This is a genomic window from Streptomyces sp. SP18BB07 (genome assembly GCF_036322545.1).
In the GTDB taxonomy this organism is placed as follows: domain Bacteria; phylum Actinomycetota; class Actinomycetes; order Streptomycetales; family Streptomycetaceae; genus Streptomyces; species Streptomyces deccanensis.
Genome location: NZ_JAQYWT010000173.1, coordinates 1 through 23,061, shown reverse-complemented (window position 1 = coordinate 23,061; position 23,061 = coordinate 1). Strand labels below are relative to the sequence as shown.

The 23,061-nt window shown below is 69.0% G+C and carries 17 protein-coding genes and 5 pseudogenes; 17 read left to right on the top strand and 5 right to left on the bottom strand.

The genetic code is table 11. The annotated features are described in order from the left end of the window. Window positions 1-103 precede the first annotated feature (103 nt). The 8 genes and pseudogenes from PUR53_RS01660 (at window position 104) to PUR53_RS01625 (ending at window position 7,291) form a co-directional block, all read left to right on the top strand. Entirely contained in the window at window positions 104-691 is a 588-nt protein-coding gene (locus tag PUR53_RS01660; RefSeq protein ID WP_329907121.1) for a TetR/AcrR family transcriptional regulator, read from the top strand. Between the two features lie 149 nt (window positions 692-840). Then, window positions 841-1,491 (top strand): annotated as a pseudogene (locus PUR53_RS01655) (beta-ketoacyl synthase N-terminal-like domain-containing protein); the annotation flags it as partial. Next, complete coding sequence (locus tag PUR53_RS01650; protein WP_329907119.1) at window positions 1,394-2,293, top strand: 3-hydroxyacyl-CoA dehydrogenase family protein; 900 nt, start codon at window positions 1,394-1,396, stop codon at window positions 2,291-2,293. The pseudogene PUR53_RS01655 and the gene PUR53_RS01650, both read left to right, overlap by 98 nt. Window positions 2,294-2,325: 32 nt before the next feature. Beyond that, the gene (locus PUR53_RS01645; protein WP_329907118.1) at window positions 2,326-3,216 is read left to right on the top strand and encodes a crotonase/enoyl-CoA hydratase family protein; all 891 of its coding nucleotides are present in this window, start codon (window positions 2,326-2,328) and stop codon (window positions 3,214-3,216) included. 2 nt (window positions 3,217-3,218) lie between these two features. Continuing rightward, on the top strand, window positions 3,219-4,850 hold the full coding sequence (locus PUR53_RS01640; protein WP_329907117.1) for a class I adenylate-forming enzyme family protein: 1,632 nt from the start codon (window positions 3,219-3,221) through the stop codon (window positions 4,848-4,850). Window positions 4,851-5,261: 411 nt separating this feature from the next. Continuing rightward, the gene (locus PUR53_RS01635) at window positions 5,262-5,411 is read left to right on the top strand and encodes a hypothetical protein (protein WP_329907116.1); all 150 of its coding nucleotides are present in this window, start codon (window positions 5,262-5,264) and stop codon (window positions 5,409-5,411) included. A gap of 371 nt (window positions 5,412-5,782) precedes the next feature. Next, window positions 5,783-6,358: a TetR/AcrR family transcriptional regulator gene (locus PUR53_RS01630; protein WP_329907115.1), complete on the top strand. Its 576-nt coding sequence runs from the start codon at window positions 5,783-5,785 to the stop codon at window positions 6,356-6,358. A gap of 60 nt (window positions 6,359-6,418) precedes the next feature. Continuing rightward, window positions 6,419-7,291, top strand: coding sequence for an NmrA family NAD(P)-binding protein (locus PUR53_RS01625; protein WP_329907113.1), 873 nt, complete (start codon window positions 6,419-6,421; stop codon window positions 7,289-7,291). 36 nt (window positions 7,292-7,327) lie between these two features. Here PUR53_RS01625 and PUR53_RS01620 read toward each other — a convergent pair. Beyond that, a pseudogene (locus PUR53_RS01620) lies at window positions 7,328-7,970 on the bottom strand (site-specific integrase); the annotation flags it as partial. 17 nt (window positions 7,971-7,987) lie between these two features. On the opposite strand from PUR53_RS01620, the gene PUR53_RS48015 reads away from it, so the two are divergent. Beyond that, the gene (locus PUR53_RS48015) at window positions 7,988-9,019 is read left to right on the top strand and encodes a SpoIIE family protein phosphatase (RefSeq protein WP_443080251.1); all 1,032 of its coding nucleotides are present in this window, start codon (window positions 7,988-7,990) and stop codon (window positions 9,017-9,019) included. 39 nt (window positions 9,020-9,058) lie between these two features. Here the strand turns inward: PUR53_RS48015 and PUR53_RS01615 are convergent, their stop codons facing one another. Then, a complete protein-coding gene (locus PUR53_RS01615; protein ID WP_329907112.1) occupies window positions 9,059-9,856 on the bottom strand; it encodes an IclR family transcriptional regulator domain-containing protein in 798 nt (265 codons plus the stop codon). Window positions 9,857-9,992: 136 nt separating this feature from the next. On the opposite strand from PUR53_RS01615, the gene PUR53_RS01610 reads away from it, so the two are divergent. The 7 genes from PUR53_RS01610 to PUR53_RS01580 are packed head-to-tail and all read left to right on the top strand — an operon-like array spanning window position 9,993 to window position 19,165. Then, window positions 9,993-12,017, top strand: a complete 2,025-nt coding sequence (locus tag PUR53_RS01610) for an acetoacetate--CoA ligase (protein WP_329907111.1) — start codon at window positions 9,993-9,995, stop codon at window positions 12,015-12,017. Between the two features lie 60 nt (window positions 12,018-12,077). Further along, window positions 12,078-13,898, top strand: coding sequence for a PEP-utilizing enzyme (locus tag PUR53_RS01605; protein ID WP_329907110.1), 1,821 nt, complete (start codon window positions 12,078-12,080; stop codon window positions 13,896-13,898). A 17-nt stretch (window positions 13,899-13,915) separates the two neighbouring features. Further along, window positions 13,916-15,016 carry a PEP/pyruvate-binding domain-containing protein gene (locus PUR53_RS01600; RefSeq protein ID WP_329907109.1) on the top strand — a complete coding sequence of 367 codons (1,101 nt, stop codon included), beginning with the start codon at window positions 13,916-13,918 and terminating at the stop codon, window positions 15,014-15,016. Continuing rightward, window positions 15,013-15,504 carry an acetyl-CoA carboxylase biotin carboxyl carrier protein gene (locus PUR53_RS01595; protein ID WP_329907108.1) on the top strand — a complete coding sequence of 164 codons (492 nt, stop codon included), beginning with the start codon at window positions 15,013-15,015 and terminating at the stop codon, window positions 15,502-15,504. Before PUR53_RS01600 ends, PUR53_RS01595 begins: the two co-directional genes overlap by 4 nt. Next, the gene (locus PUR53_RS01590; protein ID WP_329907106.1) at window positions 15,501-16,865 is read left to right on the top strand and encodes an acetyl-CoA carboxylase biotin carboxylase subunit; all 1,365 of its coding nucleotides are present in this window, start codon (window positions 15,501-15,503) and stop codon (window positions 16,863-16,865) included. Before PUR53_RS01595 ends, PUR53_RS01590 begins: the two co-directional genes overlap by 4 nt. Beyond that, a complete protein-coding gene (locus tag PUR53_RS01585; protein WP_329907105.1) occupies window positions 16,858-18,333 on the top strand; it encodes a biotin carboxyl carrier protein in 1,476 nt (491 codons plus the stop codon). Before PUR53_RS01590 ends, PUR53_RS01585 begins: the two co-directional genes overlap by 8 nt. Next, complete coding sequence (locus PUR53_RS01580; RefSeq protein ID WP_329907104.1) at window positions 18,314-19,165, top strand: HAD-IIA family hydrolase; 852 nt, start codon at window positions 18,314-18,316, stop codon at window positions 19,163-19,165. Before PUR53_RS01585 ends, PUR53_RS01580 begins: the two co-directional genes overlap by 20 nt. 236 nt (window positions 19,166-19,401) lie before the next feature. On the opposite strand, the gene PUR53_RS01575 is transcribed toward PUR53_RS01580, so the two are convergent. Beyond that, window positions 19,402-19,824 carry a toll/interleukin-1 receptor domain-containing protein gene (locus PUR53_RS01575; RefSeq protein ID WP_329907126.1) on the bottom strand — a complete coding sequence of 141 codons (423 nt, stop codon included), beginning with the start codon at window positions 19,822-19,824 and terminating at the stop codon, window positions 19,402-19,404. A 138-nt stretch (window positions 19,825-19,962) separates the two neighbouring features. Beyond that, window positions 19,963-20,775, bottom strand: a pseudogene (locus PUR53_RS01570) (IS701 family transposase); the annotation flags it as partial. A 56-nt stretch (window positions 20,776-20,831) separates the two neighbouring features. On the opposite strand from PUR53_RS01570, the pseudogene PUR53_RS01565 reads away from it, so the two are divergent. Beyond that, window positions 20,832-22,630 (top strand): annotated as a pseudogene (locus tag PUR53_RS01565) (ISAzo13 family transposase). On the opposite strand, the pseudogene PUR53_RS01560 reads toward PUR53_RS01565, so the two are convergent. Further along, a pseudogene (locus PUR53_RS01560) lies at window positions 22,513-22,845 on the bottom strand (transposase); the annotation flags it as partial. The pseudogenes PUR53_RS01565 and PUR53_RS01560 sit on opposite strands and share 118 nt — an antisense overlap. Between the last annotated feature and the right edge of the window lie 216 nt (window positions 22,846-23,061).

The window sequence follows — 23,061 nt, the reverse complement described above, 5'->3', positions numbered from 1 at the left end:
CGCCTCCTGAGCGCCAGCGCGCTTCCGCATACCCCTTCACAGTCAGCCCTGACTGTGAGAAGCTCCATTTCACAGTCAGGGCTGACTGTGAAATGGAGCTGCTGTGAGCAAGCGAGACGAACAACGCGACGCCACGCGCGCCCGAATCGTGGATGCGGCGGTGGAGTCGCTGGTCGAGACGGGTGCCGCGGAGACGACGACCTTGGCGGTGCAGCGGCGCGCCGGCGTCAGCCGGGGCGCGCTGCTGCACCACTTCCCGACCAGGGAAGAACTGTTCGGGGCCGCCGTCAGCCAGCTCGTCGCGCGCAATGAGCTGGCCGTGCGCCGTGAACTGACCGAGGCGGCACCGGAGGGCGATCCGCTGTTGCGCTCGCTGCGCGTGCTCCGCACGGTGATGTGCAGTCCGTCATTTGCCGCCGAGATGGAGCTGTGGGCGGTGGCACGCACCAACCCGCGACTGCGGGAGGTTCTGCGCCACGCCGAAGGGGCGGCCCGCCGGGACCTGTACCGGGTGGTCGACGAGGTGATGGGTCCTGAGCTGACCGCCTCGGCCGCCCATCCGATGGTGGCTGAACTGACTGTGCACCTGCTGCGTGGCATGGCAATCTCCGACGTGCTCCACCGGGAGGACTCGCACCGCGAGGCACTGCTGGAGCGCTGGGCTCAAATCGTACGGCCGCTGCTGACTTGACCCGGCGGTTCGTGAACTCCGCCATGCCGGGCGCGTCCTGGCGGCGCCACCCGGTCTCCCGATGACGAGGACGCGGTGTCCGAAACGGACGTGGAGCTCGGCCCGGACCTACGTGCTCGAACGTTTCCACAGGCAGGAAGGCGGCCCTCATGCGCGATACCAGCGAAGCGTTCGTCTACGACGCGCTGCGCACCCCGCGCGGACGTGGCCGGGCCGACGGCTCCTTGCACGGCGTCAAACCGGTCTTTCTCGTCGCCGGTCTTCTCGACGAGGTGAGCGCGCGTCATCCGGGCTTCGACCCGCTGCGGGTCGACGACGTGATCCAGGGCGTGGTCTCGCCCATCGGCGACCAGGGCGCGAACCTCGCGCGGACTGCCGCGCTGGCCGCCGGTTACGAGTCGTCAGGCCCGGGCTTTCAGCTGAAACGGTTTTGCGGTTCAGGGTTGGAGGCTGTGAACACCGCTGCTCAGAAGGTCCGTTCCGGGTGGGAGGACCTCGTCCTTGCGGGCGGGGTGGAGTCGATGTCGCGGGTGCCGATGGGCTCGGACGGGGGTCCGGCGCTGATGGATCCCGAGACCGCGTACGACACCTCCTTCGTGCCGCAGGGCATCAGTGCCGACCTCATCGCGACGCTGGAGGGGTTCAGCCGCGCAGACGTCGACGCGTTCGCCGCCGAGTCCCACGCCCGGGCGGCCAGGGCGGTTGCCGACGGCGGTCGCCCCCGACGCGCTGCCCAGCTCGAACACCTCCACCCTGCCCATCACCCGCCTGGCCGAAGGGGTGCGCCGTCAGGCGGACTTCATCGGCCTGCACTTGTTCTCACCCGTCGACAGGATGCCGCTGGTGGAGGTCGTCCGCGGCGAACGGACGAGCGAGGCGGCCCTGGCGCGGGCTCTGGACTTCGTGGCGCGGATCGGCAAGACGCCGATAGCCGTCAACGACAGCCACGGGCCCTTCACCTCACGCGTCATCGGGACGTTCGTCTACGAGGCACTGGCCATGCTGGGCGAGGGCCACGCCCCGGCGACCGTCGAGCAGGCCGCCTGGCAGGCCGGATACCCCGTGGGCGCACTGCAGCTGGCGGACGAACTCAACCTCGAACTGCTGCTGAGAATCCGCGACGAGAAACGCGCAGCGGACGGCGACGGCTACCGCGCCCACCCGGGCGAGGCGGCCGCTGAAACGATGGCCCAACTGGGCAGGCCGGGCCGTGCGCGTGGCGCGGGTTTCTACGACTACGACAGCTCGGGCGGGCGCACCGGACTGTGGCCGCAACTGGCATCCGCCTTCCGCGCGAGCGGCGATCCGGCCCGGGCCGACCTGCAGGAGCTGATCGAGCGCCTGCTGTTCGTCGAGTCCGTCGAGGCGGCGCGCTGCGTCGCCGAGGGCGTGCTGACCAGTACGGCGGACGCCAACGTCGGCTCTCTTTTGGGAATCGGATTCCCCTCCTGGACGGGAGGCGTCCTGCAGTACGCCAACTGCTTCCCCGGCGGCCTGTCTGCCTTCGTCACCCGCGCCGACCTGCTCGCCGCGGCGCACGGCGAGCGCTTCATGCCGAACACACTCCTGCGCGAAAAGGCCGCTCGCGGCGAGACCTTCTGACTGATCATCCTTTCCGAACGAACGGAGCACCTGTGAGCGACGACCAGCAGTCCACCGTCCTGTACGAGGTCAAGGACCGCAAGGCCTACCTGACCCTGAACCGGCCCGAGCGGCTCAACGCGATCGACTTCCGCATGCCCGGCGACATAGCCGCAGCGGTCCGGCGCGCCAATGAGGACCCCGCAGTGCACGTAATCGTGCTCCAGGGAGCGGGCCGGGCCTTCTGCTCCGGATACGACCTGAAGACGTCCGCCGAGGACGGCGCGGGCACCCAGGGCTCCACCGACGGCGACACGCTGTGGGATCCGATCAAGGACTTCGCCTGGATGAAGGGGTTCACCGACGACATCTTCACCCTGTGGCGGTCGCTGAAGCCCACCATCGCCAAGGTGCACGGTTACGCCGTGGCCGGCGGCAGCGACATCGCGCTCTCCTGCGATCTGGTCGTCATGGCCGAGGACGCGCAGATCGGCTACATGCCCTCCCGGGTGTGGGGCTGCCCCACCACCGCCATGTGGGTGTACCGGCTGGGCGCCGAACGCGCCAAGCGCATGCTCCTCACCGGCGACACCATCGACGGCCGCACAGCCGCCGACTGGGGCCTGGTCCTGGACGCGTCACCGGCGGATGAACTGGGCGCTCGTGTAGAGGAGTTGGCGGACCGGATCGCGGGGGTGCCGGTCAACCAGCTCGCCATGCAGAAACTGATGATCAATCAGGCCTACGACAACATGGGTCTCCACGGCACTCAGATCCTGGCCACACTCTTCGACGGCATCACCCGCCACTCGCCGGAGGGCCGCTGGTTCCAGCAGTTCGCCGCCACCCACGGATTCCACGAGGCGGTCAAGTGGCGCGATTCCGGCCGCTGGATCCCCGACGGCGGCGGTGCGATTCCCACCGCACAGGAACTGGAGGACTGACGATGACTCCACCCGCCCTGTCGTACTGGCCCGCCGACACCTCCCGGCCCGTCCTCGACCTCACTCTCGGCGACGTCCTGCGCCAGGCCGCGTCAGCTGTTCCGGACCGCCCGGCGCTGATTGAGGTCGCCCCGCCCGGCTCTGCCCTGTCCGGGGCCGACCGTACCGACCGCACCTGGACCTACGCCCAGCTCCTGGACGACGCCGAGCACGCAGCGTCCTGGCTGACCGAACGCTTCGCCCCAGGCGAGCACCTTGCCGTCTGGGCGCCCAACCTCCCCGAGTGGGTCATCCTCCAGTACGGCGCGGCACTGTCCGGGCTTGTCCTCGTCACCGTCAACCCGGCGCTGCGCGATGCCGAACTCCAGTACGTACTGTCCCAGTCGGGAGCTGTGGGCCTGCTGCTGACCGACTCCTTCCGCGACACCGACATGGCCTCGGCGGTGGAACGGATCCGGCCGAGGCTGTCCCAACTGCGCGAACAGGCCTTCTTCACCGGATGGCTCGACGAGATCCGCCGGATAGCGGTCGGACCGCTGCCGCAGGTAGATTCGGGCTCGGCCGCACAGATCCAGTACACCTCCGGCACGACCGGCACGCCCAAAGGCGCGGTGCTGCACCACCGTGGACTGGTCACCAACGCTGCTTTCACAGCCACCCGCGCCGGGTTCCCTCACCAGGGGACCTGGGTCAGCGCCCTGCCCCTGTTCCATACGGCAGGATGCGACCTGACGGTGCTGGGCATCGCGGCCCACTGCGGCACGCTCGTACTGGTCCAGGTCTTCCAGCCCGGACTCGTCCTCGACGCCCTGCAAAAGCACCAGGCCGATTTCCTCGGCGGAGTGCCAGTGATGCTCTCTGCACTGCTCAGCCATCCTTCCTTCACCAGCTACGACCTCAGTGCCTGCTCGGCCGTCCTGTCCGGCGGCGACCGGGTGCCACCGGAACTCATCAAGGAGACCGAACGCCGCTTCGGCACACGATTCTCCGTCCTCTACGGACAGACCGAACTGAGCCCGACCCTCACACAGACCTCCGCCGACGATGACCCCGCCGACAGACTGCATACCGTCGGCCAGCCTCTGTGGCAGGCCGAGGTCAAGATCGCCGATCCGGCCGGGGGCGATCCGCTGCCTGTCGGTGAGCCTGGCGAGATCTGCGGCCGCGGCTACCAGGCCATGCTCGGCTACCACGATCTGCCCGACGCCACCGCCCAGACACTGGACTCCGACGGCTGGCTGCACACCGGCGATCTGGGCGTCATGGACGAGCGCGGCTACGTCACCGTCACCGGCCGCATCAAGGATCTGATCATCCGCGGAGGGGAGAACATCTACCCCGCCGAGATTGAGGCGGCGCTGCTCGCCCATCCCGACGTCCGTCAAGCCGCCGTGCTCGGTGTTCCGGACCCTCAGTGGGGGGAACAGGTCGCCGCCGTCGTCATCCCGGCCGACCCCGTCGCCCCGCCCACCGCCGCCGAACTCCACGACCACCTGCGCGCGACTCTGGCCCCGCACAAGACACCGCGCAACTGGTACCTCGCCGGTGAAGTCCCGGCCAACGCCATGGGCAAGACGCAGAAGTTTCTCCTGCGACGCAGGATCGGCGAGGGTGATCTGAAACCGCTTGCGTGACGGACGATCCGGGAACGGCCGTACTCGGCCTGAGCCGGAGCGACTCCCTGCCGCGACGCGGGCGCGCGTGGCGACCCAGCGGCGCGCACCATCCACAGGCCCGCATCGTCACCATCGATCGCGAGGCCACGCGCGCCACCTCCGACGAGTGCGCTCGGCCTGATCCATCCGGAGATGCGGCACCTGTCGTGCCGGATCCTGACGCACAGACCAGCGGTCCAACTCCCGGGGGAGTTGGACCGCTAGTGGCCGTAGCCAGCAGGCGGGCTCGGTGGTGTCCCCCAAAACCATGGAGCGCTCGGGCGGTCACTCACAGCAGGCAAATCCGGTCCTGGCATCTGAGTTCACGCAGGAAGCTTGGCCGTGCGCTCAGAGTGGGCGGCGCTGACGTAGCGCCTGGCAGTCTGCTCGGTGAAGCCGAACAGGCGCATCAGCCGAAGGGGGCTGTCGCCGTTCGTGCGCCACCACATCAACGTGTTGGGCCGGTGCTCCTTCCAGCTCCCCGACCTGCTCGGCGGCCTGCGGCCCCTGCGCGATCCCCGCGCGCCTGTCGAGGAGTAGGCGTCAGCACGCAGAGGCCGATCGCTCGGAGGCGAGGAGCGGGGCTACGAACTGCGCCACTTCACCCCACGACTCCCGGGTGCCCCGAGACATCCGGCTTCCCGCGCAGCCCGACAGGAGGCGGTGCTGTGCGGGCGCAGCTGCAACCACCGCGTGGACGAGGTGGGGCGCCTGGCCGCGCTCGCCGCAGGATCGGCTGGCCGGACAGGGCCCACCGCGGCTGTGTGGACCCGGCCAGGGCCGCAAAGCTCACACCTGCCCGAATCGCACACGCAGCACCCTCCGGGTGCCGTGGTGTACAGTTTTTCCGGAACGCATTCCGTTTACCGTTCTAAACGGAATGCGTTCCGGAAAATGAAGGAGGATGCCGCATGCCCACCGCCCCCCGCAGAACCAGGAGCGATGCGCTGCACAATCGCGAGAGACTGCTGGAGATCGCCGCGCGCGCCTTCGCCGAGCAGGGCCCCGAGGCCACGCCGGCCGCCATCGCCAAGCAGGCGGGCGTCGGAGTCGGCACCCTCTACCGGCACTTTCCGACCCGCGAAGCCCTCCTCGTCGCCGCCCACACGCGGCAGATCACCCTCGTCTGTGAGAAGGCCGACGGCCTCGTCGCCCGGCACACCGGCGCCGAGGCCACCCGGGCATGGCTGGACCACTTCCTGGACCATGCGATGGCCAACAGCAACATGTGCGCGGCCCTGAACGCCGCCCTCGCCTCCGACGCCGACCCCTACGCCCATACGCACACGCTCCTGAACGACGCCGTCACCACCCTGATCGACGCCGGAGCCCGGGACGGCTCCCTGCGCGCCGACATCACCCCGGGCGACGCCCTGCTCCTGGTGGGCAGCGCCGCCGCCTGGGCGCAGCACAGCACCAGGGAGCAGGCACACCGGCTCGTCGAACTCCTCATGGACGCGCTGACCAAGAACGCGACCGCGGCCTGAAAGCCGCACCGCCGCACCGGCGGGGCGGCGTTACGCCCGCAGAACTGAAAGGCATCCACCATGGCAACAGCCCTCATCATCGGCGCGTCCGGAACAGTCGGATCACATCTGGTCAACGAGCTGGACAAGGACCACGAGGGACTTGAAGTCCGCCTCGCGACACGGCGCGCCGATGTCGCTGAGCAGTGGCGCGCACAGGGGCGCGAAGCTGTCCTGCTGGACCTGGACCGGACCGAACAGTTCGCCGAAGCACTGGACGGGGTCGACCGGGTCTTCCTCCTGACCGGGTACACCGCGGACATGCTCCACCAGAGCAAGACGTTCGTCGACGCCGCCGCGCAGGCCGGGGTGGCCCACATCGTCCACGTCGGTGTCTTCAGCTCCGGCCGCCACAGGATTCCCCACTACAGCTGGCATGAGCTCATCGAGACCTACATCGAGGCCAGCGGGATCGCGTGGACGCACCTGCACCCCAATGTCATCACCGACACGGTGCTGTCCACTGTCGCCGAGACCGGCTCGTTCAACGTCCCCTGGCAGGAGAGCGCACGCGGGTGGGTGTGCGCCGCCGACATCGCCGCGGTCGCAGCTGCAGTGCTGCGTGAAGGACCAGACGAACACGGAGGCAAGAACTACTGGCTGAGCACGGAGATGGCCACAGGTCCGCAGGTCGCCAAGACCCTCAGCGAGGTGCTGGGAACCGAGATCACGTGCTCTGTGTCGGGCCCCGACGACTTGGCGGCGCACGTGAGCTCAGTCCCTTCGGCCGCCGATCGCCTCTACATGGAGAGCGCTGTCGCGACGATGCGCCAGACAGTGCTCGGCAACATGGGATTTGAGGCCGTCGTCCGCGACGATGTCCAGACCGTTCTGGGACGCCCCGGAACCACAGTGGAGGAGTGGGCGCGGGAGAACCTCGGCCCCTCGGCCTGAGTCCGGACGATCCGGTGCCAGGCGTACCGGTGCCGTTCAGCGGCGGACGTCGCCCGGAGCCAGAAGACTGGTCAGCTCGGCGATCGCCTCGGATGACGGCTTGAAGTAGCGGCGGACGTTCTCCGGCTTCTTGTGCCGGGACTTGGCCATCAGCATCAGCAGGGAGGCGCCTTGCTCGCCGAGGTGGGTCAGGGCGCTGTGGCGGTACTCGTGCAGGTCCCAACCGGTTCCCGGCCCGCGTACCGGCGGTGTGCTCGTCCAGCAGCGCGCGGGCCTGGCCGTAGGAGAGGCGGGCCAGGCCGGTGTCCGGGCACACGTCGCGCGGGCTGACAACCTTCCCCGGGCCGGGGCGGCGGTGGGTGACGAACACCGGGCCGCGGGTGCGGCCCCGCAGCAGACGGGCAGGAGCCGGGCGGTGCCGGCGTCCCAGTAGACGGTCTCCAGCACGAAGTCCTCGCGCGCCTGCCCGCGGCGGCGGGCCTTGCTCCGGGCGCCCTTTGCCTTAAACCGGGCAACGGCGGGCGGCGAGGTCCAAGTCCTCGATGTTCACCCCGAGGATCTCCTCCGACCACCCGGCGGTCTCGTAGAGCATCCGCCACAGCGTCTTCTCCCGCAGGTGGACCTCGCGCCGGGCGATGAGCCGGTACACGGCCCTCTTCGAACGGGCCGGGGTCTCGGAACTTCGAGGACCCGGCACTGGGCACCACCTGCCTGTACGGCGTCTACGATCCCGTCACCGGCATCCTCTCGGTCGCCAGCGCCGGCCATCCCACACCCGCGATCGCCGGCACCGGAGAGCCGGCGACCCGCCTCGACCTCCCCATCGGCCCACCGCTCGGGATCGGCGGGCTGCCCTTCGAATCCACCGACATCCACCTGCCGGAGGGCAGCCGCATCGCCCTCTACACAGACGGCCTCGTACAGGACAGGGCTCACGACGCCGATGTGGGACTGAAGGCTCTGACCCGAGCGATGGACTGCGGGCGCACGAGTCTCGCCGAAACCTGCGACTCGATCATCGCAACGCGGTCTGACGGGTTGTTGGAGGACGACGCCGCACTCCTCTTGGTACGCGTCCACGCCCTCGACGCCGACAGCATGTTCGGTGAACAGGTGCCGCGCGACCCGTCGGCCGTGGCAGCCACCCGCACCCATGCCGGCCGCCAGCTCGAGAAGTGGGGTCTGCAGGACATGACCTTCACGGCCGAGTTGGTCGTCAGCGAGCTGGTGACGAACGCGATTCGCTACGGGGAAGAGCCCATCAGTCTCCGACGGTGGCCACACCTCGCCCTACCAGCGCCGCGCCACGACCGAGGACGAGGGGGGCCGCGGACTGTTTCTCGTCGCCCAGTTCACCGACCGCTGGGGAACGCGCTTCTCCCGGGAGGGAAAAACCATCTGGACCGAGTTCAAGCTCGGGGACGACATCTGACTGCGGCATCAGCGGCGGACGGACTTCCCCTGCCCGCTCCCCGGGCAGGAGCCTCCACCAGGATCGAGAGTGTTGTCGAGCCCGGGGCGGCATTCACGCCCCACCCGAACACGCTGGAGATCATCAGCAGGCGCCACACCCGACGTGGACAGCTCTGTCACGCCGTCCCCGGCGCCCTTCAGCTGCACAAGCGCATCCGGCTGTCGGCGAATCTCCATCGTGGCCGGCCCCGGGAAGTCGACGTGAGGGAATCCGTGCGAGGTTTCGTCCCGGGTCTCCCACACCCCACCCCATGAACCGCGATGAGCCGGTAGTGGCCCGGAGAGGTTCTTGGCTCAGACGTCGGCGCCAGGATCGTCCAGTCGCTGCGGGGTGGCTGCCGCAACCTGCTCTTCTATCCGGTGCGCCGCGGATTTCAGGTCGTCCAGGTGGCGCCGTGCCACCTCCTGCGCGGACATGACTGTCCTGCGCCAGGTCACGTTGACACACCCCAGCACCTCCCCATGCACCCGGATCGGAACGGCGATGGAATTGCGGCCGTCGAAGTCGTACTCCGGTGCGCGCACGCTGTATCCGCGTGACCGAGTGGTCGCCAGCAGCCGGTTCAGCCACTTCGAGTCGTGGGCATAGGCGTTGCCAGGAGCGTCGTGTTCGCGAAGACGTCGCAGGACCGCCTCGCGCTCCCGCTCGGGGCAGAAGGCGATGTAAGCCCGGCCCGAGGCGCCGAGCAGCATGTGCGAGCGGAAGCCGATGGGGGCGACGGGGACGACCTCGTCGAAGTAGGCTCTCGGGCTGTTCGTGTCGATGGTCTCCATGTAGTCCAGGCGCGGCACGGTGAGCACGGAAGGCCACATGACGCGTTCGCACAGCTCTTCCAAAACCTGCGTCGCCAGCTGACCGAGCCACTCGGTGTCGTCGTACGGGACGCGCTGCGGTCTGAGGCTCGCGAGGAAGGCTCCGTCGGCGAGGCGTTGCCACACCAGTCCCTGCTGATTGCAGGTGTGAAGGATCCGGAGGAGTGTGGCCTTGGGAATGCCGGTGACCTGGTACAGGTCGTGCAGACTGGCGGCACGCATCTCCTGAAGCGTCCGCAGCACGTGCAGGCCACGCTCCAGAGAGCTGATCGTCTTCACTTGGTATTTCCGCATGAGACCCGCTCTCACCTGCGAAGACCCCGGGCAGGTTTCACCAGGTGAAAAGTTAGCAGTTGATGGTTGCCTGGGCCATGGCCTGTCGTGGACCGTTCGTTCCGTGACGCAAGGAGGCGACATGTCCGTCGAGGCAGCACGGGGTCTTCCGGAGGGGATTGACCCGCTGTGGACCCCCGGTCGGCAGCGGATCACCGAGGCGAATCTGACGCGGTTCGGGCAGTGGCTGGCCGAGGAGCGCGGACTACGGTTCGACGGTTACGAAGAGCTGTGGCACTGGTCCGTCACTGACCTGGAGGCTTTCTGGGGCGCCCTGTGGGACTACTTCGACGTCCGGTCGGTGACTCCGTACTCCGCGGTGCTCGGCAGCCGTGAGATGCCGGGCGCACGGTGGTTTCCCGGAGCCCGGCTGAACTATGCCGAGCACGTCCTGCGCCACGAGCGCGCCGGGGCCGATGCCCTGCTGTTCTGCTCGGAGAGTACTGCCCCGGCCGGGATGGCGTGGGAGGAGTTCGCGGGCCAGGTGCGTGTGCTGGCGACTCGGCTGCGCGCACTCGGGGTGCGCCCCGGCGACCGCGTGTGCGGATACCTGCCGAACGTGCCACAGGCAGCGGTCGCGATGCTCGCGACGACGGCCATCGGCGCGGTATGGGCGAGCGCCTCCCCCGATTTCGGGTCGCGCGGAGTGATCGACCGGTTCGGCCAGCTGGGTCCGAAGGTGCTGTTCTGCGTCGACGGCTACCGCTACGGCGGGCGATACTTCGACCGTCGGGAGGAGTCGCGCTGCATAGCAGAGGCTCTGCCGGGCCTGGAGCACGTCGTCCGCCTGCCCACCGAGGGGGAGGCGCGGCCTGCTGTTGACGGCGGCCTTCTGTGGGAGGACGTCCTTGACCGCCCGCCCGTTCCTGCCGAGGACTTCGCCTACGAGCACGTCCCCTTCGACCATCCCCTGTGGGTGCTGTTCTCCTCCGGTACGACGGGACTGCCCAAGGCGATCGTGCACGGACACGGCGGCATCCTGCTGGAGCAGCTGAAGTTGCAGACCTTCCACATGGACCTGCGCGGCGGCGACCGGCCGCTGTTCTTCACCACCACCGGCTGGATGATGTGGAACTTCCTGATCAGCTCCCTGCTGGTCGGTGCCTGTCCGGTGCTCTACGACGGCAATCCCGCCCACCCGGAACCCGACGTGCTGTGGCGCATCGCGCAGGACACCCGCGCCACCTTCTTCGGCGCCAGCCCGGCCTACGTCGACCTCATGGCCAAGGCCGGCATCGTGCCCGGCGAACGGTACGACCTGTCGGCCCTGCGCGCGGTCATGCCGGCCGGTTCCCCCGTGTCGCCGCAGTGCACCGCCTGGTTCTACGGCAACGTCAAGGCGGATCTGTGGGTCGCCACCGGCAGCGGTGGCACGGACTGCTGCACCGGCTTCGTCGGCGGTGTGCCCACGCTCCCCGTGTACGCCGGCGAGATGCAGGCGCGGTCGCTGGGGGTCGCCGCGTACGCCTACGACGAGAACGGCCGCCGGGTCGTGGACGAGGTCGGCGAGCTGGTGATCACGGAGCCGCTGCCGTCCATGCCGGTGACGTTCTGGGGCCCGGCCGGGGACGAGCGGTACCGCCGTACGTACTTCGAGGACTTCCCGGGCGTCTGGCGGCACGGCGACTTCTTCAAGGTCAACGCCCGCGGCGGCTGCTTCGTGCTGGGCCGCTCGGACGCCACGCTCAACCGGCAGGGCGTGCGCATCGGCACGGCGGAGATCTACCGGGTCGTCGAGGCCCTTGACCAGGTCGCCGGAGCACTGGTGGTCAGCCTCGACCTGCCGGACGGGAATTTCTTCATGCCGCTGTTCGTGGCGCTGGCCGAAGGCGTCACCCTCGACGCCGGCCTCGAGCGGACCATCCGGGACCGGCTCCGCCAGGAGTACAGCCCTCGTCACGTGCCGGACCGGATCATCCAGGTCCCGGCCGTTCCGACCACCCTGACCGGCAAGAAGCTCGAGGTGCCGGCACGCCGGATCCTGCTCGGCACCCCCGTCGAGCAAGCCGCAGACCGCAGCACGGTGGCCGACCCACGCGCGCTCGACGCCCTGGCCCGGTACGCCCGTACCCAGCGCGACTACCCCCTGGCCACCACCGCCGTCTGAGCCGCACGACCCTCGTATCCCCGCTCCCTACCGTCTGAGCCGCACACCCTGGAGAGCTCCGTGAACGATGTCAGACCCGTGCCCCGCTTCCCACTGCCTTCGGAGCTGACCGATGTGGCGGGCGCCGAAGGCTGGGCGTCCATGTACCCGTACTACACCCGGTTCCAGCCCGAGGACGACCAGCGGTTCTGGTTCTACAACGCGATGCACTTCCCGGAGCCGATGCCCGCGTTCGACGCCGTCACGGCCGAGGCGCCGTACACCGCCCTCGGGGCGAACACCGCGCGCATGTTCGTCTTTCCCACGACGCTCGGCATCGAGCACCGCATCGTCAACGGCCGGGTCTACATCACCGCCAACCCGGTCACCGATCCCGAGGAGATCCAGCGCAGGCTGGCGGTGTTCAGCGAGCGGGCGGGCCACTACTACGAGAACTGGGACGAGCTCTACGAGGGCTGGGTCACCCGCATCACCGGACTGATCGACGAGGTCCAGCGGATCGAGGTTCCCCGGCTGCCGGAGTTCGAGGACCCGGACGTCGTGTTCCAGGCCAAGGGCGTGGCCCAGAACCACTACGTCCGCGAGAACTACCACCGGCTGATCGACCTGTACTCCAAGATGTGGCACCACCACACGGAGTTCCTGATGCTCGGCTACGGCGCCTACGTGGTGTTCTTCGAGTTCTGCAAGACGTCGTTCCCGGAGATCCCCGACCAGGACGTGGCCCGGATGGTCGCCGGGATCGACGTCATCCTCTACCGCCCGGACGACGAGCTGAAGAAACTCGCGAAGCTGGCGGTCGAGTACGGGGTCGACGACCTGTTCGTGGAGGGGTGCGACCCGGACAAGGTGCTGGCGGCACTCGCCGTCCGCGGCGACGGCGGCCGGAGCTGGCTGACGGCCCTGGACGACGCCCGCGAACCGTGGTTCAACATGTCGACCGGCGCCGGTTTCTACCACCACCACCGCAGCTGGAACGACGACCTCACGGTGCCGTTCGCGGCGCTGCCCGGCTATGTCGACCAGGCCAGAAGGGGCGAGTTGCTCGACCGCCCCACCGAACAGCTCACGGCCGAGCGCGAGCGCATCGCCCTGGAGTACCGCTCCCTGCTGGCCGGCGAGGAGGAGCGGGCCGCCTTCGACCAGATGCTGGGCCTGGCCCGCGTGGTGTTCCCCTTCGTCGAGAACCACAACTTCTACTGCGAGCACTACTTCACCACGAAGTTCTTCGCCAAGGTCCGCGAGTTCGGTGAGCTGCTGCGCGACCAGCGTGTCCTGGCCGACGCCGAGGACGTCTTCCAGCTGAACCACAACGAGGTCGGGCAGGCCCTGACCGACGTGATGCTGGCCTGGGCGGCCGGCAGCAAACCGGTTGGCTCGGCGCGGGTGCGCGAGACGGTCGCGGAACGCAAGCGGATGCTGGACGCGCTCGCGGGCTGGTCCCCGCCGCCCGCGCTGGGACCGGTCCCCGAGGCGCTCAACGACCCGGCGGTCCGCATGCTGTGGGGCATCACCGCCGAGACCATCCAGGCCTGGTCCACTCCGGTCACGGACGGCGATCACGAGGTGCGCGGCTTCGCCGCCTCGCCGGGCGTCATCGAGGGCCCCGCCCGGGTACTGCTCAGCGCCAACGACATCGGTCAGGTACGGGAGGGCGAGGTGCTGGTCTGTCCGGTGACCGCGCCCAGCTGGGGACCGGTCTTCGGCAAGATCGCGGCTGCGGTCTCGGACATCGGCGGCACCATGTCGCACGCGGCGATCGTGGCCCGCGAGTACGGACTGCCTGCCGTCGTCGGCACGGGCCACGCCACCAAGCGGATCACCACCGGCCAGCGGCTGCGCGTGGACGGCGACCGCGGCATCGTCACAATCCTCGACTGAGCGTGGGAGGCATCACCATGAGTACGACACCCTTCGCCCGCCGGTTCGCGGACCTCCGGCTGACGGACCGGCCCACGGTCGGCGGCAAGGGCGCCAGCCTCGGCGAACTCATCTTCGCCGGCGCGCCCGTACCGCCCGGCTACGTCGTGACCATCGCGGCCTTCGAGTCCTTCCTCGCCGCCCTCGACCCGAGCGGTGAGATCCGCACCGCCATCGAGGCTCTGGACGCCCAGGACACCGAGGCGATCACCCGCGCGGTCACACCGGTCAGGGAACGCATCGAGGCGGCCGAGCTGCCGGAGGAGGTGACGGCGGCGATCCACAGACACTACCGGGAGCTGGACAGTGAGTCCGACACCCCGGGCGAGCCCGCGCCCGTAGCCGTACGGTCCAGCGCCACCAGTGAGGACGCCGAGGACGCCAGCTTCGCCGGTCTGCAGGACACCTATCTGTGGGTGCGCGGGGAGGACTCCCTCGTCGAGCACGTCCGCCGCTGCTGGGCCAGTCTCTACAGCGTGGAGTCGGTCAGCTACCGGCGGCGGCTCGGCCTGCCGGAGCACGACCTCGCCATGGCCGTCGTCGTCCAGCGCATGATCGACCCGCGGTGCGCCGGCGTCATGTTCACCCGCAGCCCGCTCACCGGAGACCGTTCGGTGGTGGCCCTGGAAGGCTCCTGGGGCCTGGGATCGGCTCTCGTCAGCGGTGACGTGACACCCGACAAGTACGTGGTCAGCAAGGTCACCGGGGACATCTGCTCCCGCACCGTCTCGGCGAAGCTGCGGCAACACCGGATGGACCCGGGAGGCTCCGGGGTGTTGGAGGAGGACGTACCGGAGTACCTCCGGGGCGAGCCCTGTCTGTCCGACGAGGAGATCCACGAACTCGTACGGCTCGGCCGGCAGGTCGAGTCCCATTACGGGGCACCGCAGGACATCGAGTGGGCGATCTCCCGCAACCTCGTCCCCGGCCACAACGTCTTCCTGCTCCAGAGCCGTCCCGAGACGGTCTGGGCGAGCCGCGAGCAGGCTCCGGTGGCCGCGCCGAAGGCAAGGGCGTTCGATCATGTGCTGTCGCTGCTCGGTGGCACGGGCTCCGGCTCCGGTGGGGGCACGCAGTGAGTCTGACCGGCGAGGACGTCCAGGACATCCTGCGGATCGTCGACGGCATGGAGGTCGACCGCCTCCATCTGCGCACCGGCCGGTTCGAACTGTCGCTGCGCCGCGGTGACGACGGCACGTGGACGCAGTCCGCGCGTACGACCGCTGAACCGGTGCTCGTCGACGGCCGGGACGCGCAGCCGGCTCCGAGCGGGGCTGCTCCGGAGCAGAAGGCACCCGCCCGCGAGGGTCTGACCGAGGTGCGTACACCCCTGCCCGGAGCGTTCTACCGGGCGCCGAAGCCCGGAGCGGCCCCCTTCGTGGAGATCGGGGACGAGGTCACCGAGACCACGGTGATCGGGATCGTCGAGACGATGAAGCTGATGAACTCCGTCTACGCGGGGGCGTCCGGCACGGTGGCGGAGATCTGCCTGCGGGACGGCGAGTTCGCCGAGCAGAGCACGGTGCTGATGTTCGTCGACACGCGGGCCGGAGGGGCGGCGGCGTGATACTCCGACGTGTTCTGATCGCCAACCGGGGCGAGATCGCCCTGCGCATCCTGCGAACGTGTCAACGACTCGGCATCGAGGCGGTCCTCACGGCGTCCGACGCCGATCTCGACTCCGTACCGGCCCGGCTGGCCAACCGGGTGGTGCGCCTCGGCCCGCCCCCGCCCTCGGCCAGCTATCTGGACGTCGACGCGGTGCTCGCCGCGGCGAAGGCCGCCGGTGCGGACGCCGTCCATCCCGGCTACGGCTTCCTGTCCGAGAACCAGCGGCTGGCCCGGGCCTGCGCCGAGGCAGGCATTGTGTTCATCGGCCCCACTGTGGAGCAACTGGCAGCTGTGGGAGACAAGTTGGAGGCCCGTCGGCATGCCGTCGCAGCGGGTCTGCCGGTGGTACCCGGCGGCCCGCTCGAGGATACCGCCGACGCAGCGCGACTCGCCGCGGAGATCGGCTTCCCGCTGCTGATCAAGGCGGTGGGTGGCGGCGGAGGCCGGGGCATGAAGCAGGTGCACGACCCGGCGGACCTGGCCGCCACCGTGGATCTGGCCGTCGCCGAGGCGGGCGCCGCGTTCGGTGACCCCCGCGTCTACCTCGAACGCTTCGTCGCAACCGGGCGCCATGTGGAGGTACAGCTCCTCGCGGACGGGGAGAACGTCGTCCACCTCGGCACCCGCGACTGTTCCGTGCAGCGCCGCTACCAGAAGCTGATCGAGGAGGCGCCCGCGCCTACCCTCGACCCGGCGCTGCGCGAGGAGATGCACCGCGCCGCCGTGGCCCTCGGCAAGCATCTGGAGTACCGGGGCCTGGGCACCGTCGAGTTCCTGGTCGACGTGGACCGGGGCACGTTCTACTTCCTGGAGATGAACGCCCGTATCCAGGTCGAGCACCCGGTCACCGAAGCCATCACCGGACTGGATCTCGTCGCCGAGCAACTCGCCGTCGCCGAAGGGCGACCGCTCTCCTTCGGCCAGGCGGACGTGTCCTTCACCGGCCACGCCATCGAGTGCCGGATCAACGCTGAGGACTGGGCGCGCGACTTCCAGCCGAGTCCCGGCACCGTGACGGAGGCGGTCTGGCCACTCGGTGAGGGCATCCGCATCGACACCCACCTCCAGGCGGGCGCGAGCGTGCCGCCGTACTACGACTCGCTGCTCGCGAAGCTGATCGTGCACGGCAGCGACCGTGCCGACGCGCTGGCCCGGCTGCGCGCTGCCCTCACACGGTGCGCCGTCGACGGGGTCAGCACCAACCTCCCGCTGCACCAAGAGGTGCTGGCGGAGGCCGAGTTCGCCGAGGGCGGCGTGGACACCGCCTGGTTCACCCGCTTCCTGCGGGACCATCCGGCAGGAGGCAGCCGTGGCTGAGATCCAACTCGTCGACGTGTCGCTGCGCGACGGCAACCAGAGCCTCTGGGGTGCCACCGGACTCAACACCGGCAAGATCCTCCAGATCGCGCCGGTACTGGACCGGGTCGGCTTCCGCGCCCTCGACTACACCTCCAGCACCCACATGGGCATGGCGGTGCGCACTCACCGCGAGGACCCGTGGGAGCGCATCCGGCTGACGCACCGCGCCATGCCCAACACGCCCTTGCAGTTCATCGGTACCGGGCTGCGCTTCATCTCCTGGGAAGTGGCCCATCCGGATTTCATGCAGCTGGTCTACGACCGGCTGGTGGCAAGCGGCGTCACCCGGTACGTCGTCCTCGACCCCATGCACGACATGGACGCCGTACGCGCATCCGCCCGCATGATCCGTCAGGCCGGCGCCACCGAGATCGTCGGCGCGCTGACCTTCACAGTCAGCGAGGTCCACGACGACATGCACTACGGTGCCCTCGCCGCGCAGATGGCCGCCTGCCCGGACATCGACCGCGTCTACGTCAAGGACCCCGGCGGACTGCTGACTTCCGAACGCGCCGCCACACTGATCCCGGCCGTTTTGGGCAGCCTCCGCGGAAAACCGTTGGAACTGCACTCCCACTGCACGATCGGCCTGCCCGGTCTGACCTACCTCAAGGCCGCCGGCCTGGGTGTGCAAGCTCTCCAAGTGGCCTGCGGAGCCCTCGCGGGCGGCACGTCGCTCCCCAACGCCCAGCAGGTCGTCGCCAATCTGCGCGAGCTCGGCCACTCCGTGGACGTCGACGACCGGCTCCTAGGCGTGGTCGCGGACTACTTCGACGGCATGGCGGCGGCCGAGGGGCTTCCCGTCGGCGGCCCCCGGGACTACGACGCCGCATTCATGCGCCACCAGGTGGCCGGCGGTGTGATGACCACCCTGCGCCGTCAACTCGACGAACTAGGTTTCAGCGACCGCTTCGACGCGGTCATCGAGGAGGTGACCCGGGTACGCACCGAACTCGGCTTCCCCATCATGGTCACTCCCCTCCCGCAAATGGTGTGCACCCAGGCCCTCTACAACGTCATCAGCGCCGAACGCTACGAGAACGTCTCCGACCAGGTCATCCGGTACGTGCTGGGCAGCTTCGGCCGCCCCACCGCCCCCGTGGACCCGCAGGTCGCCGACCGCATCCTGGGCCGGCCTCGGGCCAGGGAACTGGCCGAAGAACCGCCACCGCCCACCGTCGCCGAACTACGCCGGCGTTTGCCGCGCGGCATCAGCGACGAGGAGCTGCTCCTGCGCGCCACCATGCCCGCCGAGCAGGTGGACGCCATGGTGGCGGCCGGTCCGGCCCGGCGGGACTACAACCCCCGGGTCAAGCCAGTACTCGACCTGCTGGGCGGCCTGCGGGCCCGCCCGGCACCCCCCGAACTGATCCTGGAACGGCCCGACTTCCGACTGGAGCTGCACCGTGACCGCCGAGACGGCTGACGAGACCACCGACCTGCCCGGCCGTCTGCGGGCCGTCCGCGGTGTCGTGTTCGACATGGACGGCACGCTGGTCCTGGGCGACCGGCGCAACCACGGACTCGCACCCCTGCCCGGGGCTCTGGAGATCACCGCCGCCCTCACCGCCCGCGGCCTGCCCTGGCTCACCTTCACCAACGGCACCACCCGCACCCCCGAGTCCTACGCCGAGACACTGCGCCGCATCGGCTTCGACCTGCCCGACGACGCCATGCTCACCCCGGCCACCAGCGCCGTCGACCACTTCCTGGCCACGGGCCACCGCAGCGTGCTGGTACTCGGCGGCGAAGGCCTGAAGGAGCCGCTGCGCAAGGCCGGCATCCAGATCGTCGCACCCAAGGGCAACCCGAAGGCCGACGCCGTACTGGTCGGCTGGTACCGGGAGTTCACCATGGACGACCTGGAAGCCGCCTGCCACGCCGTCTTCGGCGGTGCCACCCTGTACAGCAGCTCGCAGTCGGTGTTCTTCGCCAGCGCCGACGGCCGAGCGCTCGGCACCTCCCGGGCCATCTGCGCCATGATCAGCAGCGTCACCGCCATCACCCCACAGGTCGTGGGCAAGCCCTCTCTGATCGGCCTGCACTGCGCCGCGCGCCGGCTGGGCGCCGCCGCACATGACCTCGCCGTCGTCGGAGACGACCCTGAACTGGAGATGGCGATGGCCTCCCGCGCCGGCGCACTCGCCATCGCGGTGACCACCGGCATCCACCCGGCGAACCACTACACCTCACTGCCGCCGGAGCAGACCCCGGACCTCACCCTCGACGGAGTCGGCGGGCTGCTCGGCCGCTTCTGAACGCGCGAGCCGGTGAGAACGGGCCATGCCACCTCCTACCCGGTCTGCTGTCCACCCAGCGCCCAGTCCTCGACCAACCGCCCGGCCGACGCCCTACGCGAGCTCGGTCTCACGGGCTGAGCACGCATCACGCCTGCCCGCTACCCTGCGGATACCTCACGCCCCGTGATACTGCAGGAGGCGGCAGCCCGTCAGCCCTACGACACCACGAGTTCAACTGCAGTAGCGGTAGTTCGTTAAATCCGGCTGTGGTGTGGGTTGACGACAGGTCGGGCTGGTCGTAGGCCGGGGGGCTTGCCATCAGGACGTCGAGGCCCGGCCACCGCGTCGAGTAGCACCCGCCGTGCTTCTTCCTCGTCGAGGCCGACCAAGGACGGTGCCAGCAAGGCACGCAACATCGGCGTCGCCACTGCTTCGTCAATCCGTAGCGGGATCAACTTGTCCCTGGCTGCCAGGACAGCCGACCACTCCTCCGTCGTGAAACGACCGGCATCGAAATAGGCAGTGGAGAACAGAGCGAGCGTCTGTCCTTCCGCCAGGGCGGCGTTCATCTTCAGGATGAAATTGTCCCCCGCACCCCAGTCCCAGCAATCGAGCTCGACGGTGAAACCAGCGACCTCTAGCTCCCCGGCTACTACTGCAACGGTGCTTGTTCTGATTGCTGGGCAGTTTTCAGGGGCTGTGTCCGCGTCGTTTGTAGTGGCTGATGCGGGCTTGGTGCTGGCGTCGTCGGCGCCAGGTTGACCAGTGCAGGATGTGGTCGACCGGGGTGGGGCGGCGGTCGGTGAGGCGGGTGATCAGGCGTCGGATTTCGGCGAGGCTGAAGGGGATGAGCTGGGAGGATCCGTTTCTGCTTTGTCCGTGTCCAGTTGGCGGGCTCGCAGGACGGTCAGGCAGGCGTGGGCGGCCATGGCCAGGGTCATGTGGCGGTGCCAGCCGGGGTAGCGGCGGACCTGGTAGTCGTCCAGGCCGCATTCTTGCTTCGCGGTCTGGAAGCATTCCTCGACAGCCCAGCGGCTGCCCGCGATGCGGATCAGCTCGTCCAGCGTCGTGTCGGCGGGGCAGTAGGCGATGTAGTAGGAGATCTCCTCGGGCCTGCTCACGCTGCGGCGGGCGAGGACCCAGTGCCGGCGGTCCTCGCGGTGCCAGGGCCTCACCTCGACGCGGGCCCAGTCGTAGATCCGCGGGCCGTGGGCTCCTTCGCCGCAGGAACGGCGCTTCCATTTCTGCCGCGGCAGGCCGGGGAACAGGTCGTGGACGGGGTGGTCGAGTGACCAGCGGGTGACGACGGTGTCGTGCCGGGTGGTGGCCATGACGTGGAAGACGTCCGCCTGCTCCAGCTCGAACCGCCAGCCCTTGCTGTAGCCGTAGGCGGCGTCCGCCGTCACCCAGCCGAACGGGACCTTGTCGGCGATGGCCCGGCGGACCATCGCCTTGGCCATGGCCACCTTCGTCTCGAAAGCGACACTGTCATCGATGCCCGCCCGCCTGCAGCGCTCCCGGTCATCCGTCCAGGAGGTGGGCAGATACAACCGGCGGTCGATCAGAGTGCGTCCACGGCCGGTGGCGTAGGCGAGGAACACACCGATCTGGCAGTTCTCGGTGCGGCCGGGGGCCCGTATTTCAATTACTGCTCGGCAGAGGGGTGTTGGTGGGAGTCTGAGATATGACCCCGTGCCTGTCAGGCCGCGTTGCCGCTCGTGCTCTGCGGGCCAAGTTCGATCAGATCCTGCCGCACCTCGATGAGCGCCGCCGCCGGTTGTACCTGGCCAGTGAGGCGACGGCCCTCGGCCGCGGCGGGATCGTCCGGGTCGCCGCCGCCTCCGGCACCAGCACTGCAACCATCGCGCGAGGCATGACCGAGTTGGCCGGTCGCTCCTCACCAACCCTGCGGGTCCGGGCTCCAGGTGCGGGCCGCAAGCGGCTGACAGACACCGACCCTGGTCTGCTGCCCGCACTGGAGTCGCTGATCGAGCCGCACACCCGAGGCGACCCCGTCTCCCCGTTGCGGTGGACCACGCTGTCGTTACGGGCCCTGGCCTCGACCCTCACCGCACAGGGCCACCCGGTCTGCGCTTCGACCGTCGGACGCCTGCTGCACACCCTGGGCTACAGCCTGCAGGGAACCGCGAAGACCACAGAGGGCATCAGCCATCCGGACCGCGATGCCCAGTTCACCCACCTCAATGCCACAGCTGCCGCGTTCCTCGACGATGCCCAGCCGGTGATCAGCGTCGACACCAAGGCCAAGGAATGGCTCGGCAACCGTGACCGGCCCGGTCGCACCTGGCGCCCGGGCAAGAACGCGATCAAGGTGGACTGCCACACGTTCACCACCAACGACCAGCCCATGGCCATCCCCTACGGGATCTACGACATTGCCAACAACAGCGGATGGGTCAACGTCGGCACCGACCACGACACCGCCCAGTTCGCGGTGGAGTCCATCCGACGCTGGTGGCAGCACCGCGGGCGGGCGGACCACCCGAATGCCACCCGGCTCCTGATCACCGCCGACTCCGGCGGCTCCAACGACCCCCGCCGCTGGACCTGGAAAAGCAACCTTGCCACCTTCGCACGAGAGAGCGGCCTGGAGATCACGGTCTGTCACCTACCGCCGGGGACGTCGAAGTGGAACAAGATAGAGCACCGGATGTTCTGTCACATCACCGCGAACTGGCGGGGGCGGCCGCTGACCAGCTACCAGGTCGTCCTCGAGACCATCGCCGCCACAACCACCAGGGCCGGCCTGACCATCGGGGCCGAACTGGACACAGGCAGCTACGACCTCGGCATCATCGTCACACCCGCCGAGTTCCACGCCCTTGCGATCACACCCAACGCCTTCCACGGTGACTGGAACTACACACTGTCTCCCGTTCCACCGCGAGCGCCAGACGCGCCGGCAACGGCACACCGGACCGACCCGGCCCTGACCGCGATGCTCACCGACCCGGCCCTGACCGGCATGTCACGAACCGCCTTCGAGCATCTGGTGGCGATCTCGGAGCCTTTCTGGGACGCGTTGGCCGAGGCGGCATTCCAGCGACGCTTCCACCGCCCGCGCAGCTACCGCCACCCACAGACCAGCAGCGTGGACCACACCCACCGGCTCCTGGCAGCCATCCTTCGCCGTCGCAGAGCGGTGACCATGACGTTCCTGGCCCAACTACTGGGCGTCAACCGCACCAACCTGTCCATCCAGTACCAGGACGCAAAACGGCTCCTGGACCTGCACCGGATCCTCGTCACGCCGATACCCGGATCGCCCGCCCGCACATGGGAACAGCTGCACGCCCGAACAACCCCCGCGGAAACCTGTCGCTGACAGTTATTGAAATACGGGCCCCGGCGGTTCCGGAGTACTGCCTTTGCACGCCGGCCGAACGGACGCCCTTCTTCAGAAACCCGGTGTCGTCGACGATCAGCACGGCGCCCGGGTCTCCGAGGTGTTCCACGACGTAGTCGCGTACGTCGTTCAGGACCTCGTCGGCGTCCCACTCGATCCGGTTCAGCAACCGGTGGATGCGATCGGGCCCCGTGTGCCCGGCCTCCTCCGCCAGCGTCCAGCCGTTCTTCCGCTGCAACGGAGCAAGCAGCCCACGCATATACGCCAGCGCCGACTGCCGCGGCTCCTCCCGATTGAACCGGTGCACGAACCGCTCATGCAGAGCACCCAGTTCTCCCGCCCACAACCTGACATCAGCAAGGGGGACTGTCAAACGAGTGGCCCTGTCTCACATTCGGTGGTGACGGAGAGTTGTGAGGGTCGTTGACCTTCATGTGATGGGTGTCAACGAGCTTGTGCGGACGGTGTTTTCGGGTCTGTCCCCACTGGTCATGGTGGATGTGGTCGACGAGGGTGAGCGGATCGTGGTGCGGGCCCGGACACCGCT

Coding starts and splice junctions, on each gene's coding strand:
- PUR53_RS01600 (WP_329907109.1), top strand. CDS start 13,916: ATGAGTACGACACCCTTCGCCCGCCGGTTCGCGGACCTCCGGCTGACG.
- PUR53_RS01640 (WP_329907117.1), top strand. CDS start 3,219: ATGACTCCACCCGCCCTGTCGTACTGGCCCGCCGACACCTCCCGGCCC.
- PUR53_RS01625 (WP_329907113.1), top strand. CDS start 6,419: ATGGCAACAGCCCTCATCATCGGCGCGTCCGGAACAGTCGGATCACAT.
- PUR53_RS01630 (WP_329907115.1), top strand. CDS start 5,783: ATGCCCACCGCCCCCCGCAGAACCAGGAGCGATGCGCTGCACAATCGC.
- PUR53_RS01610 (WP_329907111.1), top strand. CDS start 9,993: ATGTCCGTCGAGGCAGCACGGGGTCTTCCGGAGGGGATTGACCCGCTG.